Raw genomic sequence first — 14,710 nt, forward strand, 5'->3', positions numbered from 1 at the left:
CGCTACGTGAGGGAGTTACTCAGCTCCCGCGTCGCCGACCGCGCGGTCCTGGCGACGGCGACGTGGCGCAGGGAGCCGCCCGCCACCACGATCCAGGCCAGGACGAGCAGCACGTAGAACACCACGGCCGGCCAGATGAACAACACCGAACCGGTGCGCCCCGCAAGGGAGTTGGTGGCGGTCACGAGGGCGCCGAACGGGAAGATGAACGACCACCAGGTGGGCGCGAACGGCAGCCCGGCGCGAATCGTCCGTGCGGTCAGGGCGGTGGCGAGCGCCAGCCACAGCAGGGCGAAGCCCCACACCAGGACTCCGCCCAGCAGCGCGAGCGCCTCGGCGCCCCGGGCGTAGAGCGCGGGCAGTGTGCTCGGTGCCGCCGTGGCCAGCGCGCCGAGTGCGGTCACGGCCTGGCCCAGGGCCCCGAGGCCGATCCACACCGTGGGCACCATGGCGCCGGTGGGTGCGTCATGGTGCACGAGGCGGCCGTAGAGGATGGCCAGGACCAGGAGCGCCGCGACGAGGCCCAGGCCGAGCATCGCGTAGCAGGCGAGGAGCAGGGCGAGCCGGAGTTGACCGGCGGGGGTGTACGGGACGAGCAGGGCGCCGGTCGCGGCGGAGACCATCGGGGGCACGATCGGCATCAGCCAGCCGCCGAACGCCGCGTCCGGGGCGAAGCGGTGCCGGGTGACCATCAGGTACGGGACCGTGCAGGCGGTGGCGAGGCCGAGTGCGGTGCCGAGCGACCAGAGCACCCGGTCCACGTCCAGCGCGACGTCGAGTCCGATCACCCGCCGGCCGAGCAGCAGTGTCCCGGCGCCGACCGTGAGCAGTGCCATCGGCGGTGCGCCGAAGAACTGCGCCACGACCGGATCCCCCGCGTGCGACCGCAGCGCCCGGCCCCGGAGGTACCCGACGGCCAGCAGGACCAGCAGCAGTACGGCGCCCACCCAGACGACCGTGGCGGCGGTCCGCACCCCGGGGAGGCTCCGCGGGAGGGTGACCGCCGCGTCGGCGACGATGCCGGTGCCCATCACGGCCGCGAACCAGCTGGGGGTGAGGGGTGGGCGGGTTGCGCTGGGGGCCGTGGGCGAGGTCGTGGAGCGGATCATGGCCCCAACGTAGGTCGGTGTCGGGGCAGTGTTCCTGGTCGTGTCCTGATGCGAGGGAGGGCTGGCCCATATCGAGGGGACGGCCCGGTTCGCGGGCCGAGTCGGCGTCTCCCGGTGCGTCCGTACCGCGTGAACCGATCGGTCCCGGGTAGGAAACCGGCTCGGGCACGACCGGACGAACGGTCGCGCCTTGCACGAACGAAGGGACGGTTGGGACATGGCGTTGGAGCAGGTCGCCGAGGACGCGGTGGACGCGCTCGTCGTGAACGACGGGCTTGTGCTGCTGGTGGATGTGCAGGGTGGCTGGAGTCTGCCGTCCGGTGTCCCCGAGGAGGCCGAGACGGCGCAGGCCACTGCCGCGCGGGCGGTGTACGAACTCACCGGTTTCCTCGTGGACGGCACAAGCCTTCTGGAGTCCGAGTCCGGAGGCGGGCCGGCCGTGGTGTGCCAACTGCTCAGCGACGACCCGTCGGGAGAGGCTCAGCTCACCGCGGGGCAGGTCCGTTGGGCGCCCTTCGCCGATGCCATCGCCGCCGGGGTACCGGCGCCCGTGCGGGTCTATCTGGAGGGCCATACGCCGGTGTAGGAAATGCCGGGTCCCGCGCGTGGTACCACTGGTACCGTGGACGTCATGCCGAACACGCCGAAAGCCATGAACCTCCGCTTCCGAGACCCCCGGCAGCGCGCGGCCATCGAGGCCGCCGCCAAGCAGGCCGGGGTCAGCCTCCAGGAGTACATCCTCTCGGCCGCCTATGCGCGGGCTACGGCCGTCGAGGAGCGGTTCCTTGAGGGCTTCAAGGAGTCGATGGCGCGCAGCGGCGCGGCGTTCGCGGCCGAGCCCGGCAGCGCCGATCCCGGCGCGGAGCAGCGGGCGGCCGAGGCGGACGCCCTCCGTGAACTTGAGCGCCAGGAGCAGGGGCACGCCGCGTGACCCAGCCCGAACCGCCGCACGCGCTCGACGTCACCTTCCTGCTGCACGCCGCCGAACTGCTCGACCGGGACCCCCAGGTCGACGACTACGGCCCGCTGTACGCCGCGGCCGCCCGGGTCGACGCGCGCGCGATGGAGCGCGACATCTACGGCTCCGTGCACCTCAAGGCAGCCGCGCTGCTCCAGACCCTGGCGAAGCTGCCGTGTCTGGAGCACTCCAACGAGGCCTTCGCGTGGCACGCGACCGAGGCCTATCTGATCCTCAACGAGCGCCGCCTCGACTACCAGCCCAAAGCGGCCGTGGCACTCGTCCGCGACGCCGCCTCCGGGGAACTGGGCCTCCCCCGGATCGCCCGCCGGCTTCGCGACTGGACCACCGCCTGAGCGCACGGGGCCTTCGGTTCTCAGGCCGTCGCCTTCCGGATGCGGGCGAGCAGGGTCCGTAGCTGCGCCCGGTCCTCCGTGTCCAGTTCGGCCGTCGCCTCCGCGAGCGCGAGGCCGTCGATCTCCTCCGCCTCGCGGTGGCACTCCCGGCCCTTGTCGGTGAGGCGCAGCAGGAACGCGCGACGGTCGTGCGGATGCCGTACGCGCTCCACGAGACCGTCGCGTTCCAGGCTGTCCACGATGCTGGTCGTGGTCCGTGCCGCGACGCCGGTCATCTCGCTCAAGTCCCGCATACGGAGGGGCTGTTCGGCGTGCGCGAGCATCCGCAGGGCACGCAGTCGCGCGACCGAGGCCCCGTTGGCGCGCAGCCGGGTCTCGACGAACTGGCGCAGCTGGTGCGTCGTCTCGTAGAGCTCGTCGACCAGGATGTCGCTGCTGCCGTGCACTGCCATGGCGTTCCCCGTTCCGTGGTGAGGGCCGATTGTACGAGCCCCGGGCGGCTTCAATGAGCACTCACATAGTGAGTATGCTCAGCATGTGCTGCCGTTCCGACGCCCTCCCGTCCCCCTCGCCCCTCCCCTTCACCCACGAGACCCTCGCGACCTCCGGGTTCTCCGCCGCCTCCGTGGTCTCCGCCCCGGTCAGCGTCTCGTCGTTCCCGTCATGTGTGTCTGCGTGACGTTCATAGCGATCGTCGACGGAGCGATCACGACCGTCGCGCTCCCGTCGATCGCGCGCCAGTTCCAGTTGACGACGGCCGCCCTTGACGGGGTGGTCGTGGTCTATCCGGTCTGCCTGGCCATGGCCATCCCCGCCTCCGCCTGGCTGGTCGAACGGTTCGGCGCCAAGCGGGTGTTGCTCACCGCCCTCGGCGCCTTCCTCGCCTCGTCACTGCTGTGCGGCGCGGCGGCCGACCTCGGTCAGCTCATCGCCTCCCGCGCGGTACAGGGGCTGTCCGCCGGATTGCTCTTCCCGGCCGCTGCCTCGCTGCTCTACAGCACCTTCAAATCCTGGGAGCAGGTGCGCATTTCGCGGTACATGATCATCCCGCAGCAGATAGCCCCGGCCGTCGCGCCGATGCTCGGCGGCCTGCTGGTGGACCACCTGTCGTGGCGTTGGGTGTTCTACGTCAACCTGCCGCTGGGCCTGCCCGCCGTGGTGTTCGGGGCGCTGTTCCTCGCCGAGCACCGCGGGCACCGGCCCGGCCGATTCGACCTCACCGGGCTGCTGTTGAGCGCGGCGGCTCTGGGCGGCGTGATGTTCGGCGTCTGCGAGGGCCCCAACCGCGGCTGGACCTCCCCCGCCGTCGTCATCGCCCTCGTCCTGGGCGCGGTCCTGCTCACCGCGGCCGTCGTCTTCGAACTGCGGGTCTCCGAGCCGCTGTTGAAGCTCCGGCTCTTCGCGGACCGGCTCTTCCGGGACACCAACCTGATCAATCTGGTGGGCTTGGTGCCGATCCTCGGCGCGATGTACCTCGGGCCGCTCTTTCTCCAGCAGGGGCAGGGCCGTTCCGCGCTGGAGTCGGGCACGAGCACCTTCCCCGAGGCCTTCGGCGTCCTGCTGACCGTGCAGATCGCCGGGATCCTCTACTCCAGGGTCGGCCCCCGGATCATCATCGGCTCGGGCCTGGCCATGGTGAGCGCGGTCCTGGTGCTCCTCTCCACCTGCGATCAGGACACCGGCCTGTGGACCTTCCGCGGCTACATGTTCCTGCTCGGGATCGGCATGGGCGGCGTCTTCATGCCGACCACGGTGGCCTCGCTGGCGACCCTCTCCCGCAAGGACCTGTCCCAGGCGTCCATGCTCAACACGGTCGTACGGCAGACCGGCGGGGCCTTCGCGCCGGCGGCGGTGACCACGGCCCTGGTCCTGAGCACGCCTACGGGAGCCGCCGCGAATCCGCCCATCTCCGCTTACCAGCACGCCTACTTGACCCTGGCCGCTCTCGCCGCGGTGACCGCCGTCTTCGCCTTCACGATCCCCGACGGCCCGGCCCGCGCCGCCGCACGCGGCACCACCGCGTCGGGCGGCGGGAACGCACCGGCCCGGCTACGACGCCGGCACGAGGAGGCGCACTGAGGCCCGCTCCCCCACGACACTCAGGGGGCGGTCGGCTCTCCCGGCATCACCGGTGAAACCGGTGAAACCGACCAGGAATCCCTGGAGTTGAGCACGGCGGTCGTGCACCCGGCGAGCTTCTTGTACCCCTGCGACACCGCCGTCGCACGCTCGGCGGGCACCGGGCCGCCGATCTCCTCGGCCATAGCGATGATCTTCTCCGGGCCCAACTCGCGGTTGGCCGGCACCAGTTGGTTCAGCGGTTCGCGGCGCAGGTTCTCGTGCTGTTCCAGGGCCCGTACCGGATCGTCGCGTTGGGAGAAGTGCCCAGGCGAGGACGCGCGCGTCGACGCTCGACCGGGAGCCGTCCGGCCCACCCAGGAAAAGTTCCGCTGCCTCTCGTGCGGCCACCGGGCACACGCTGACGTCGCCCCCGCAACACCTCCCGCACGTCCACGGCCATCACTTCCCGCCCGGCGCTTTCAGCCTTTGCGTTCAGGATCGCGAGGAACACCCCCCAACCGGCGTCAGCGATCGAACGGTTCAGCCCGGCCTTGCTCGCGGCCCCGTTCGGCAGGAAGCTGCCCGGCTGCGCGGGGTCGGGCTTCGCCGCAGGAGCCTTGCTCATGTTGCGGATCTTGAGGTCTTCGTGCGCGATGAAGTCGTGCTCCCGGACCAGGCCGAGCGCGGTCTTGTGCGCGTGGTCGAGCCGCTGGCGGCGTACCTTGCCGTGGAGTTGGGCGACCGTGTCCACAGCACGCCGGTGGTTGCGCGTGCGGTCCTTGGCCTTGCGGCGCGGAAAGCGACTCAGTGCCTGCTGGGCGACTTCGAGCGTCGCGGCGGCCTTGCGTGCGTGGCGCGGGTTGGCGACGTGTACGCCGTCGGAGACGGTGAGGAACGAGACAATACCGAGGTCGATGCCGACTGCTGAGCCGGTCGCAGGCAGCGGCTCGGGCCGAGGCTGCTCGGCGGTCAGCACGACAAACCACTTACGGCCCTCGCGCTTGACCGACACGGTCTTGACCTTGCCGATCACCGCGCGGTGCTGATTGACCTTGACCTGCCCAACGCCCTGGAAGCGGACCCGGGTCACGGGGTCGTGCGGGGTGGATTCCCACCGGCAGCCGTCCCCGTCCTTGGGGAATTCCACCGTGCCGAACCAGTTCACCCCACGGAAGCGCGGGTAGCCGGGCTTGTCCCCGGCTTTGATCCGGCGAAAGAACGCGGCGAACGCCTTGTCCAGACGGCGCAACGTCGCCTGCCGCGAGGAGAAGGACCAGCGCCCTGCCGCTCGGGGTCGAAAGCCCGGATGTCCGTGAGCTGTCCGGACTGCTGCCCGTACTTCACGCTCGTCTTCGAGGCGTGCCGGTAGGCGTCGCGACGTTCCTGCAAGGCCCCGTTGCAGAGGGAGCAGTGATCGCGCAGCATCTCGCCCAGCGCGGCTTGCTGGCCCACGGTGGGCCGCATGAGGAACTTGTACGCACGGATCACCCAGCCCACCCCCTCCCGATCGAAATCCTTGATCCTACGACGCTTGGTTCATATCACCATGCTGGGAACCAAACACCGATATCCGCCGGGGCCGACACGTTGTCTACCACCTGCCCGTGCATTTGGTGTTCGTTACCAAGTACCGGCGTGAAGTCTTCAACGACGCCATGCTGACACGCTGCGAAGAGATCATGCGGAACGTCTGCACCGACTTCGGCGCGGACCTGATCGAGTTCAACGGCGAAGAGGATCACGTGCACCTCTTGGTGCACTACCCGCCGAAGGTCGCCCGGCCGGCCCTGGTGAACTCGCTCAAGGACGTGTCCTCCCGCTACCTGCGGCAGGAGTTCACCGGCCGCGTCAACCGCTTCATCACGCACGGCCGGTTCTGGTCGGGTTCCTACTTCGCCGGATCCTGCGGTGGCGCGCCGCCGGCGATCGTCAAGCAGTACATCGAGCAGAAAAAACGTCTGCTCCAGCCTGCTGGTTAGAGCAGTTCCGAGATCGGATTCCCTCCGAAGAGAGGGATGGGATGGGCGGCGTCGCCGGCCAGTGCCACCCGGCCGAAACTCCAGCACGGGAGCGGGTCCCGGTCCACCATCGGATACTCGCAGCAAGGAATAGAGGCATGCAGCCACCGGGTCCGGCCCGCCCAGGGCCAGGGGGAGAGTTACGTTCGTCCGGTTTGGTCATGGGATTCCGTGGAGGGTGAGGGCGGCTTCGGAGTGGGTGTCCAGAATTCCGGGTCAAGGCCCACGTCTGGGTGATCTTTCCTGGTGGTCACCTGGAACCGTTGGACGGCGTCGACGTTTCCGATGAATTCGAGAATGGCCTTCGCCAACTCGTCGGGGGCCTCCAGCGCGGCATAGTGACCTACGCCGTCGAGTGATACCGAGTTCACGTCGGTTGCCGTGGCCTGGGACATGGTGCCGGCCGTGAAGGGGCCCCCTCCCGCGCCGACCGCGAGTACGGGCACGGTCAGGCCGTGTGTGTCGGCGAGAGCCTTGATTTCGGGGCCCTCCCGCAGCAGCGACCGGTAGAGGCCGATCGCTCCGCGCCAGCCATCGGGGCGCGAGTAGGTGCGGGCGAACTCCTCGATGTCGGCGTCGGTGATCGCTCCGGGGGTCGCGCTCAGGGCGGGGAATGCGAACTGTCCCAGGAATTCGCGCTCGCGGCCGGCCAGGAGCATCTCAGGGATGCCGGGGGCGGCGAGAACGCCGATGTGCCAGGCGCCGCCGTGGGTGATGTCGGCCAGTGTTTCGAGGCCGAACCCGGGCAGGCCCATCTCGATCGCGGTGAAACTGAGGACGTTCTGCGGGTGCGTGGTCGCCAGGCGGAAGACGGTCGCTCCGCTGATGTCCTGCCCGGTGAGGTGGACCGGGCCGACGTCGAGATGTTCGACGAGGAGGTGCAGGTCCTCGGCCGAGGTCGTGCTGTCGTACTCACCAGGCCCATTGCGGGAGTCGCCGAAGCCGCGCAGGTCGACGGCGAAGACTCGGTGGGTTCGCGCGAGGAGCGGGATCAGCTTGTGAAAAGTCCACCAGGTCTCGGGAAACCCGTGGACCAGGAGGACCGGCGATCCGCTGGTTCCCGCGGCTACATAGTGCAGCTGGGTTCCGTTGACCTCTGCGCGGTGGTGCGTGATCCCCGGAAGTGTGCGGCCTGTAGGCGTGGCGTCCATTGCCCCTCCTCATTTCGACAACCTTGTTGTCCATTACGTTAGACAACAAGGTTGTCGTTGTCCAGTCGCGTGGCCGTAGTCTTCTCCCATGTCACGATCCGGCGCTGATCTCGCACTGCTCCTGCTCGGAGGCTTCCGCTCGCTGGTGGACGCCGCGACCGCCGAACTGGCCCGCCGCGGCTACGAAGACGTGCGCCCCGTCCACGACTTCGCCATGCGGTCCATCACCGCCGGTGCGGACAACGCTTCAGAACTGGGCCGACGCCTGTCGGTCTCCAAGCAGGCAGCGGCGAAAACCATCGCGGTGCTGCAGGAACGCGGATACGTGGCACGCGAAACGGACCCCCTCGACGCCCGCCGCAAACGCCTTCAGGTCACCTCGCTCGGCTTCGAGGTGTTGCGACAAGGTGAAGCGATCTTCGACGAGTTGCGCGACCAGTGGGAGCGGCGGATCGGTTCCGCCGAACTCGCGAGCCTTGAGACGCACCTGGCGGAGCTGGTCGGCGCTCAGCCCGTACGCCTGGACGCACCGGGCTGGATCGCGCAGGACCTCGGCGAGTCGGTGTAGCACTCGCCCTGCCCAGGCTCACGCGTGCCCTGGAGGTGTCAGTGTCGTCGAGGGCTTTGTCCTCACTCATGTCCGTCCCCATCGGTACGGCACTCTCCTCGTCCGTCGTCCCTTCCGGGAAGGTGCCTCGCGCGGCCGGTCACAACTCCCTGGTCGCGATAGCCGAGTGGGCAGGTGGTACTGGCCCGGCTGGGCTGTCCCTTCGATCCGTTCGCCGGCCGCTTCCGGGTGCCGGGAGAGCGGACCTTGTGGGACGTCTTCACCCGGGTCGACCCGGGCGCCCTCACATCGGCCGGGTTCGCCCTGCTTACCGCGCCGACACCGCCCGTGGCACGTGGGGGCCGCCGAAGTAGCCGCGGACGATGTGTGGCTGACGTTGACGCCGATGGAAGAACCTGCGGGTTTCGGCGGCGAGTTGGGCCTGGTCACGGGCCTGGTGATGCATGGGCAGACTGCGTTTGAGGTCGGCGTTGACCAGCTCGTCCGGGTTCAGCTCGGGCGAGTACGACGGCAGGAAGTGCAGCTCGATCCGGTCGGGGTGGGTGGCGAGCCAGGCGCGGACCTTGCGGGAGCGGTGCGCGGAGTGGCCGTCCAGGACGAGGTGGACCTTGTGCTCGAAGTATCCGGCGAGACTGTCCAGGAGGCCGCACATGACGTCGGCGTCGAAGGTCTCGGTGAACACCATGAAGTGCATCGACCCTTCGTGCTGATCGCGGACATCGCGTTCACGGAGAACCGGTGGCCGCTACGGCGCACGGTCGGGGTGTGCCCCTTCTCGCCCCAGGTGCGGCCGGTGACCTGGTCGGAGCGGATGCCGACCTGGTCGGCGAAGAGCACCTCGCTCCCCTCTGCCCTGGCCTTGGCTCGGATGGCCGGCCAGGTCTCCTGGTGCCGGACGTGGACGGCTTACGCGTTCTGCTCGACGGCCCGCTTGTCCGGGCGCTGGAACGTCGGGCCCCATCGGCGCAGGTACGTGCCCACGCCCTGCTCGGTCAGCCGTACCCGGTACGGCTTCGCGATCAGATTCCCCACCCCGGCCCGAGTCCACAGCCGGCCTGTCAGACCCACATCACACGGCCGGTGATCCAAGACGGCCTGCCGGACGGCCTGTTGCGCCACCTCGCTCAACACCTGGTGCTCGCCGGCCCGGCGCCCGCGGGGCTGCGCCACCAGGGCCCCACGTCCACCCGCGAGCCACTTCGCCCACCACTTGTCCACTGCCTTCAGCGACACCTGGAACACCACGGCAACGTCCTCGCGATCCTGCCCCGCCACCAGCGCGGCCACCGCCCGCATGCGAAGCGCCTCCTGCGCCGACGGCGACAACTGCCGCGCGTCGCCCACCAGTTCAGTCACGCAAGGACCAACGACTCAGAACATCTACCGAATCGGATCAAAAGGTCCGGCAGGTGCCGGCCGCCGTGCGGCGACAGCGGCCGCGTAGCAGGGACCGGGGGGATGGCCGTCGACGCCCGCTGGCATAGTGCCCGCATGCTTCGACGGGTACTGATCACCAGACGCCTCTCCGCCCTGACGGCCTGCCTCGTTGCCGTTCTCGCCTCGGTGGCGGCGCCCGCGATCCCCGCCGCGGCCGACGGCTCCGGCCGGGTCTCCCTGCGAGTCGAAGTCCCAGCGGCCTTCCGGATGTACGACGCCGACGAGGGCGCCAAAGGCGCGAACAGCGACTTCGGCGTCCCTGTCGCCGTGGAACGCAGTGACGCGGGCCCGGCCCGCAACGTCAGGGTCACCGTGGACACCTCGGGGTTGGACGGCGTCGCCCGGGCGAGCAGGGGTGGCGGCGGGAACTGCACCCAGGACGGCCCGGTGTTCACCTGCGTCTACGGCGACGTGCAGAACGGTGACGGCGAGTCCAACAACCCCTTCACCCTCAACGGCGTGGACGGCGTCGAGCCGGGCGACAGCGGGACGCTGACGTACACCGTCGTCGCGGACAACGCGGCACCGGTGACCGGGACCACCCGGATGACTGTGGGCGGGCCTTCGCTCCACACCCCGGCGGACGACGAGTCGGTGAAGGCGGTGGTGCCGGGCACGTCCCGGAAAACGACGCCCCGGTTCGCGAACCACAGCCGTTTCACGGCGGAACAGGGTGTCGCGCTCCGTATCTCCGCCGGAGACGGGCTGCTGCTGACCTCGCGCCCCGACAACTGCTACTTCGACACCTCCGCCACCTCGGCGTGGTGTGAGTTCTCCACCAAGGCGGCACCTCGCACGGCCTACCGCACCAGTGCCCCGGTCCGTTACACGGCCGCCGCCGGAGAGCTGCTGGGCACCCTCTCTTACACCTGGTCGTCCGAACCCGAGCGCCCCGCCGAACTCACGGTGCGCGGCACCGAACCCCCGCTGACCCTGACCAGGACGGCGGACCGCGGCCTCACCGGCGACACCGGGTACGTCAAGGCCACGACCACCGTGCAGGTCGACTACCAGCCGGTGACCGCGACCGTCCGGGGCCGGGTTGGCCGCACGGTGACGGTCCGGCTGGGGGTGCGTGACAACGGACCCGGACGGCCGTTGAGCGCGGAGACGCTGGGCCGCTTCGAGGTGGTGCCGCCGGAAGGCACCACGGTGACCTCCATCCCGTACACCTTCGAGGACGACGGCGGCGACTGGGCGTGCACGCGGCCGAAGAAGCACGGCGGGGCGTTCGTCTGCGAGATCGGCTACGACGATTTCTCCGAGGTACGGCACGAAGGAGGGACGACCGTCATCGGGTTCAGGATCCGCATCGACCGCCAGGTCCCCGGCGCGAAGGGCACCATACGCACGTCCAACCCGTTCGACCGGACCCCCCGCAACGACAAGGCGGTCATCGCGCTGGCCGCGTCCCCTGCGCTGCTGCCCCAGCTTGTCCACGACGGCACGGCGATCTGGACCGCCGTGTCCGCCGCGGGGATCGCCGTGATCGTCACCCTGGCGATCGTCCTCCGACGCCGCCGCAACAGCACCGCCGCCGGCGCGAACTCCTGATAGCGCTACGCACCGTCCGCGCCGACCTGCGCCGTGCAAATCCGCTGCTTGTCCCTGCTCCTGGACAGCCGGGTCTCCGGCGCCAGAACCCCCTACGACCGCACACGCACCCATGGCGACCGACACATTTCCGCACTGCGCAATCTCTCCAACCGCATCATCGGATGCCTGCACCACTGTCTCGACAACCGCGTCTGCGGAGCCTGCCCATGCACCTCCGGGCCCGTGACCAAGCCCAACTCGCCGCCGAAACCCGCAGGTTCGTCAGCGATCCCGAGGAGACCCGGCGCGCCGTGGAGGCGGTGTCCTCCGCGTGGCGCGGCCCCGATGTGCTGGTCAACAACGCGGCGCGTACGGCGCCCGGCTCGGTGTGGGACGTCGATCTCGACGAGTGGGACGCCCTCATGGCCACCAACCTGCGCAGCGTTCTCGTCCTCACCCGGCTCTGCGCACCGGCGATGCGCGAGCGCGGCTGGGGCCGGGTCATCAACCTCGCGTCGCTGGCGGGACAGCAGGGCGGGCTGGTCGCCGGCCCGCACTACGCGGCGGCGAAAGCGGGTGTTCTGGTGCTGACCAAGGTCTTCGCCCAGGAACTCGCGCCCCACGGCGTCACCGTCAACGCCGTCGCTCCCGCGGCCGTACAGACGCCCGTGATGGACGATCTCCCGGCCGAGGCGTTGCGGCGTGCCGCCGATCGCATTCCCGTCGGGAGGTTCGGGCGGCCGGAGGAGGTGGCCGCGCTCGTGGGACACCTGGCCGGGGAGGACACCGGGTACATCACCGGGGCCACGCTCGACGTCAACGGCGGCTTGTTCATGAGATGACGGTGCCGAGCGGGCGTAAAGTCCGAGGTCGGAAGGGAGACGCGCATGGATGGGGACGGGGACGGGCTTCCGGCGTCGCATCCGGCCGGGAGGCTCATCGGCCGTGATCACGACCTCGGGCTGGTCCGGGGTTTCGTCGACGAGGCCGTGGGCTCCGGCGGGGCGCTGCTGCTGTCCGGGGACGCCGGCGTCGGCAAGACGGTGTTGCTGGACGCCGCGGCCGGACAGGCTCGTGTCATGGGCGCGCGGGTCGTGCGTGCCGCCGGTGTGGAGTTCGAGAGCACCATCAGTTTCGCGGGTCTCCACCAGGTCCTTCAGCCGCTGCTGGCCGGGCTCGACCGCCTGACGGACCCGTACCGCACCGCCCTGAGCGTCGCGCTGGGCCTGGACCAGGGCACGCCGTCCGATCAGCTGCTGGTGTCGAACGCGGCGCTGACCCTGCTCGTCCAGGCCGCCGCGGAACGCCCGTTGCTGGTGATCGTCGACGATCTCCCGTGGCTGGACCGGGCCAGCGCCGTGGTGCTGGGCTTCGTCGCGCGCCGCCTGGGCGGCAGCCGGGTCGGCTTCCTCGGCGCCTACCGGTCGGGGGAAGGCAGCTTCTTCGAACGCGGCGGGGTGCCCCATCACGACGTACAGCCGCTCGATACGACGGCTGCGGCGGCGCTGATCCAGGCGCGCACCCCGTCCCTGGCTCCGCGCGTCCGGGAACGGCTGCTCGCGGAGGCGCAGGGCAACCCGCTCGCCCTGCTCGAACTCCCCGTCGCGCTCACCGCACCGCAGCGCTCCGGAACCGCGGTCCCCGAGCTGCTGCCGCTGAGCCACCGCCTCCAGGCCGTGTTCGCGTCGCGCGTCGAGACACTGCCCGCGTCGACCCGGCTGCTCCTCCTGTACGCGGTCCTGGACGGCACCGGCGATCTGCGCGTCCTCACCTCGGCCACGTCCGAGCGGACCGGGATGGAGGACCTGGCGGACGCGGAGCGGGCCGCACTCGTGGACGCGACGACCGGGCGACTGGTGTTCCGCCATCCCCTCACGCGCTCGGCCGTCGTGGAACTCGCCACCAGCGAGCAGCGCCGCGAGGTGCATCGCGCCCTGGCGGAGTACTGGTCCGACCGCCCCGAGCGACGCGCCTGGCACCTCGCCCATGCCACGGTCGAGCCGACCGAGGAAGTCGCGATCCTGCTGGAGGAAGTGGCGCGAGACAACGTGCGACGGGGTGACGCGGGCGGTGCCATCGCCGCTCTGCTGCGCGCCGCGGAGTTGAGCCCGCGCGGCTACGAGCGCAGTCGCCGTATCGCCGAGGCGGCCTATCTCGGCGCGGATCTGACCGGCGATCTGCGCGATGTGCCCCGGCTGCTCGAAGAGGCCCGGCTGGCCGACGGCGGACGGGCGGGACCGCTGGTCGCCGCGGTCGCGGCCGCGCACCACATCCTCCTCAGCGGTGAGGGCGACCTGGACACCGCCCACCGGCTGCTCGTCGGCGCGATCGACATGCAGCACCAGCCGTACGACGCCGCCGATCCCACCATGATCGACGCGCTGTACACCCTCGCCTGGCTGTGCCAGAGCAGTCAGCGCACGGAGCTGTGGAAGCCGCTGCACCGGGCGCTCGGTCTGCTGAAACCGGAGGTCCCGGACCAACTCGCCCTGACCCTCAGCACGATGGCCGACCCGGCGCGCACGGCACCGCCCGCGCTGGGGATGCTCGACGACGCCATCGCCTCCCTCGACCAGGAGGCCGACCCGGTCCGCGTCATCCGGCTCGCGATGACGTCTCTCTACGTGGACCGGTTGCCGGCGTGCAGGACGGCGTTGCGGCGTGTGCTGCGCGACGGGCGGGACAACAGCTCGCTCACCGTGGAGATCCAGGGGCTGGTGTACCTGGGCCGGGACCATTTCGCGTCGGGTGAATGGGACGAGTTGGAGGCGCAGGCCGCGCAGGGACGGGATCTGGGCGAGGCGCACAGCTACCAGTTGCTGTCGACGGAGTTCCTGTACCAACGCGCGCTGGTCGCTGCCGCCCGGGGTGACGAGGCCGCGACCAAGTCCCTCACGGACGAGATGATTCTGTGGGCGACACCGCGCGGTGTCGGCTCCTACCTCTCCTGCGCCTCGCATGCGAGAGCGCTCGCCGCGCTCAGCCAGGGCCGGTTCGAGGACGCCTACCGGCACGCGTGCGCCATCAGCCGCGCGGGGGAACTCGCCTCGCACGTCCCGCCGGCCCTGTTCGTCGTCATGGATCTCGTCGAGGCCGCGGTCAGAACGGGCCGGACATTCGAACTGGCCCGGGTCCGGCTCGCCTACGGCGAACGCCTCCGCCGGGTGAAGGCCACGACGCAGGCGCGCTCCCAACTCGCCGACGCCATCGAGACGTTCGAGCGGCTCGGTGCCCGCCCGTGGACGGCCCGGGCGGGCAACGAGCTGCGGGCGACGGGCCTGTCCGTCGGGACCGCCGGGGTCACCGGAGCGGCGTCACTGACGCCCCAGCAACGGGAGATCGCCCTGCTTGCGGCGGCCGGTCTCACCAACAAGCAGATCGCCGAGCGTCTCTTCCTCTCCCCGCGCACCGTCGCCGCCCACCTGCGCCAGCTCTTCCCGAAGCTGGGCGTGGCCTCCAGGGCCGCGTTGCGCGACGCACTGGCGGACCTGCCTCCCGACTAGAGCGGCGTCGGCG

Annotated in this window: 15 protein-coding genes and 2 pseudogenes; 10 read left to right on the top strand and 7 right to left on the bottom strand. The window is 70.4% G+C overall.

The window, feature by feature from the left end; translation table 11 throughout:
• Window positions 1-2: 2 nt before the first annotated feature.
• Window positions 3-1,109 (bottom strand): C4-dicarboxylate ABC transporter, encoded by a 1,107-nt coding sequence (locus OG194_RS00830; protein WP_327398825.1) that lies wholly within the window; start codon window positions 1,107-1,109, stop codon window positions 3-5.
• 217 nt (window positions 1,110-1,326) lie between these two features.
• On the opposite strand from OG194_RS00830, the gene OG194_RS00835 reads away from it, so the two are divergent.
• From OG194_RS00835 to OG194_RS00845, 3 genes are read left to right on the top strand one after another with little or no spacing between them, the layout of a single operon-like run.
• A complete protein-coding gene (locus OG194_RS00835) occupies window positions 1,327-1,695 on the top strand; it encodes an NUDIX domain-containing protein (RefSeq protein WP_327398826.1) in 369 nt (122 codons plus the stop codon).
• A 45-nt stretch (window positions 1,696-1,740) separates the two neighbouring features.
• Window positions 1,741-2,040: a type II toxin -antitoxin system TacA 1-like antitoxin gene (locus tag OG194_RS00840; RefSeq protein WP_327398827.1), complete on the top strand. Its 300-nt coding sequence runs from the start codon at window positions 1,741-1,743 to the stop codon at window positions 2,038-2,040.
• Window positions 2,037-2,423, top strand: coding sequence for a fic family toxin-antitoxin system, toxin component (locus OG194_RS00845; RefSeq protein WP_327398828.1), 387 nt, complete (start codon window positions 2,037-2,039; stop codon window positions 2,421-2,423). Before OG194_RS00840 ends, OG194_RS00845 begins: the two co-directional genes overlap by 4 nt.
• Window positions 2,424-2,443: 20 nt before the next feature.
• Here the strand turns inward: OG194_RS00845 and OG194_RS00850 are convergent, their stop codons facing one another.
• Window positions 2,444-2,875, bottom strand: a complete 432-nt coding sequence (locus OG194_RS00850; protein ID WP_327398829.1) for a MarR family winged helix-turn-helix transcriptional regulator — start codon at window positions 2,873-2,875, stop codon at window positions 2,444-2,446.
• A gap of 68 nt (window positions 2,876-2,943) precedes the next feature.
• On the opposite strand from OG194_RS00850, the gene OG194_RS00855 reads away from it, so the two are divergent.
• Together OG194_RS00855 and OG194_RS00860 are read left to right on the top strand one after the other, a co-directional pair.
• A complete protein-coding gene (locus tag OG194_RS00855) occupies window positions 2,944-3,102 on the top strand; it encodes a hypothetical protein (RefSeq protein ID WP_327398830.1) in 159 nt (52 codons plus the stop codon).
• Window positions 3,099-4,502: a DHA2 family efflux MFS transporter permease subunit gene (locus tag OG194_RS00860; protein ID WP_327398831.1), complete on the top strand. Its 1,404-nt coding sequence runs from the start codon at window positions 3,099-3,101 to the stop codon at window positions 4,500-4,502. Before OG194_RS00855 ends, OG194_RS00860 begins: the two co-directional genes overlap by 4 nt.
• A gap of 20 nt (window positions 4,503-4,522) precedes the next feature.
• Here the strand turns inward: OG194_RS00860 and OG194_RS00865 are convergent, their stop codons facing one another.
• Window positions 4,523-4,729 (bottom strand): hypothetical protein, encoded by a 207-nt coding sequence (locus OG194_RS00865; RefSeq protein WP_327398832.1) that lies wholly within the window; start codon window positions 4,727-4,729, stop codon window positions 4,523-4,525.
• 8 nt (window positions 4,730-4,737) lie between these two features.
• Window positions 4,738-5,972, bottom strand: a pseudogene (locus OG194_RS00870) (RNA-guided endonuclease InsQ/TnpB family protein).
• Window positions 5,973-6,022: 50 nt separating this feature from the next.
• Here OG194_RS00870 and tnpA point away from each other — a divergent pair.
• Window positions 6,023-6,463 carry an IS200/IS605 family transposase gene (gene tnpA / locus OG194_RS00875; RefSeq protein ID WP_327406950.1) on the top strand — a complete coding sequence of 147 codons (441 nt, stop codon included), beginning with the start codon at window positions 6,023-6,025 and terminating at the stop codon, window positions 6,461-6,463.
• Between the two features lie 179 nt (window positions 6,464-6,642).
• Here tnpA and OG194_RS00880 read toward each other — a convergent pair whose 3' ends face one another.
• Entirely contained in the window at window positions 6,643-7,653 is a 1,011-nt protein-coding gene (locus OG194_RS00880) for an alpha/beta fold hydrolase (protein ID WP_327398833.1), read from the bottom strand.
• An 88-nt stretch (window positions 7,654-7,741) separates the two neighbouring features.
• On the opposite strand from OG194_RS00880, the gene OG194_RS00885 reads away from it, so the two are divergent.
• Window positions 7,742-8,221, top strand: coding sequence for a MarR family winged helix-turn-helix transcriptional regulator (locus tag OG194_RS00885; RefSeq protein WP_327398834.1), 480 nt, complete (start codon window positions 7,742-7,744; stop codon window positions 8,219-8,221).
• A gap of 307 nt (window positions 8,222-8,528) precedes the next feature.
• On the opposite strand, the pseudogene OG194_RS00890 reads toward OG194_RS00885, so the two are convergent.
• Both OG194_RS00890 and OG194_RS00900 read right to left on the bottom strand, forming a co-directional pair.
• A pseudogene (locus tag OG194_RS00890) lies at window positions 8,529-9,058 on the bottom strand (IS630 family transposase).
• Window positions 9,059-9,127: 69 nt separating this feature from the next.
• The gene (locus OG194_RS00900) at window positions 9,128-9,577 is read right to left on the bottom strand and encodes a helix-turn-helix domain-containing protein (protein ID WP_327398836.1); all 450 of its coding nucleotides are present in this window, start codon (window positions 9,575-9,577) and stop codon (window positions 9,128-9,130) included.
• A gap of 135 nt (window positions 9,578-9,712) precedes the next feature.
• On the opposite strand from OG194_RS00900, the gene OG194_RS00905 reads away from it, so the two are divergent.
• The 3 genes from OG194_RS00905 to OG194_RS00915 all read left to right on the top strand — a co-directional run bounded on the left by OG194_RS00905 (window position 9,713) and on the right by OG194_RS00915 (window position 14,697).
• Window positions 9,713-11,212, top strand: coding sequence for a hypothetical protein (locus OG194_RS00905; RefSeq protein WP_327398837.1), 1,500 nt, complete (start codon window positions 9,713-9,715; stop codon window positions 11,210-11,212).
• Between the two features lie 209 nt (window positions 11,213-11,421).
• On the top strand, window positions 11,422-12,036 hold the full coding sequence (locus OG194_RS00910) for an SDR family oxidoreductase (RefSeq protein WP_327398838.1): 615 nt from the start codon (window positions 11,422-11,424) through the stop codon (window positions 12,034-12,036).
• 45 nt (window positions 12,037-12,081) lie between these two features.
• Entirely contained in the window at window positions 12,082-14,697 is a 2,616-nt protein-coding gene (locus tag OG194_RS00915) for an ATP-binding protein (protein WP_327398839.1), read from the top strand.
• The last annotated feature ends 13 nt before the right edge of the window (window positions 14,698-14,710 follow it).

This window comes from Streptomyces sp. NBC_01288, assembly GCF_035982055.1.
Taxonomy (GTDB): Bacteria; Actinomycetota; Actinomycetes; order Streptomycetales; family Streptomycetaceae; genus Streptomyces.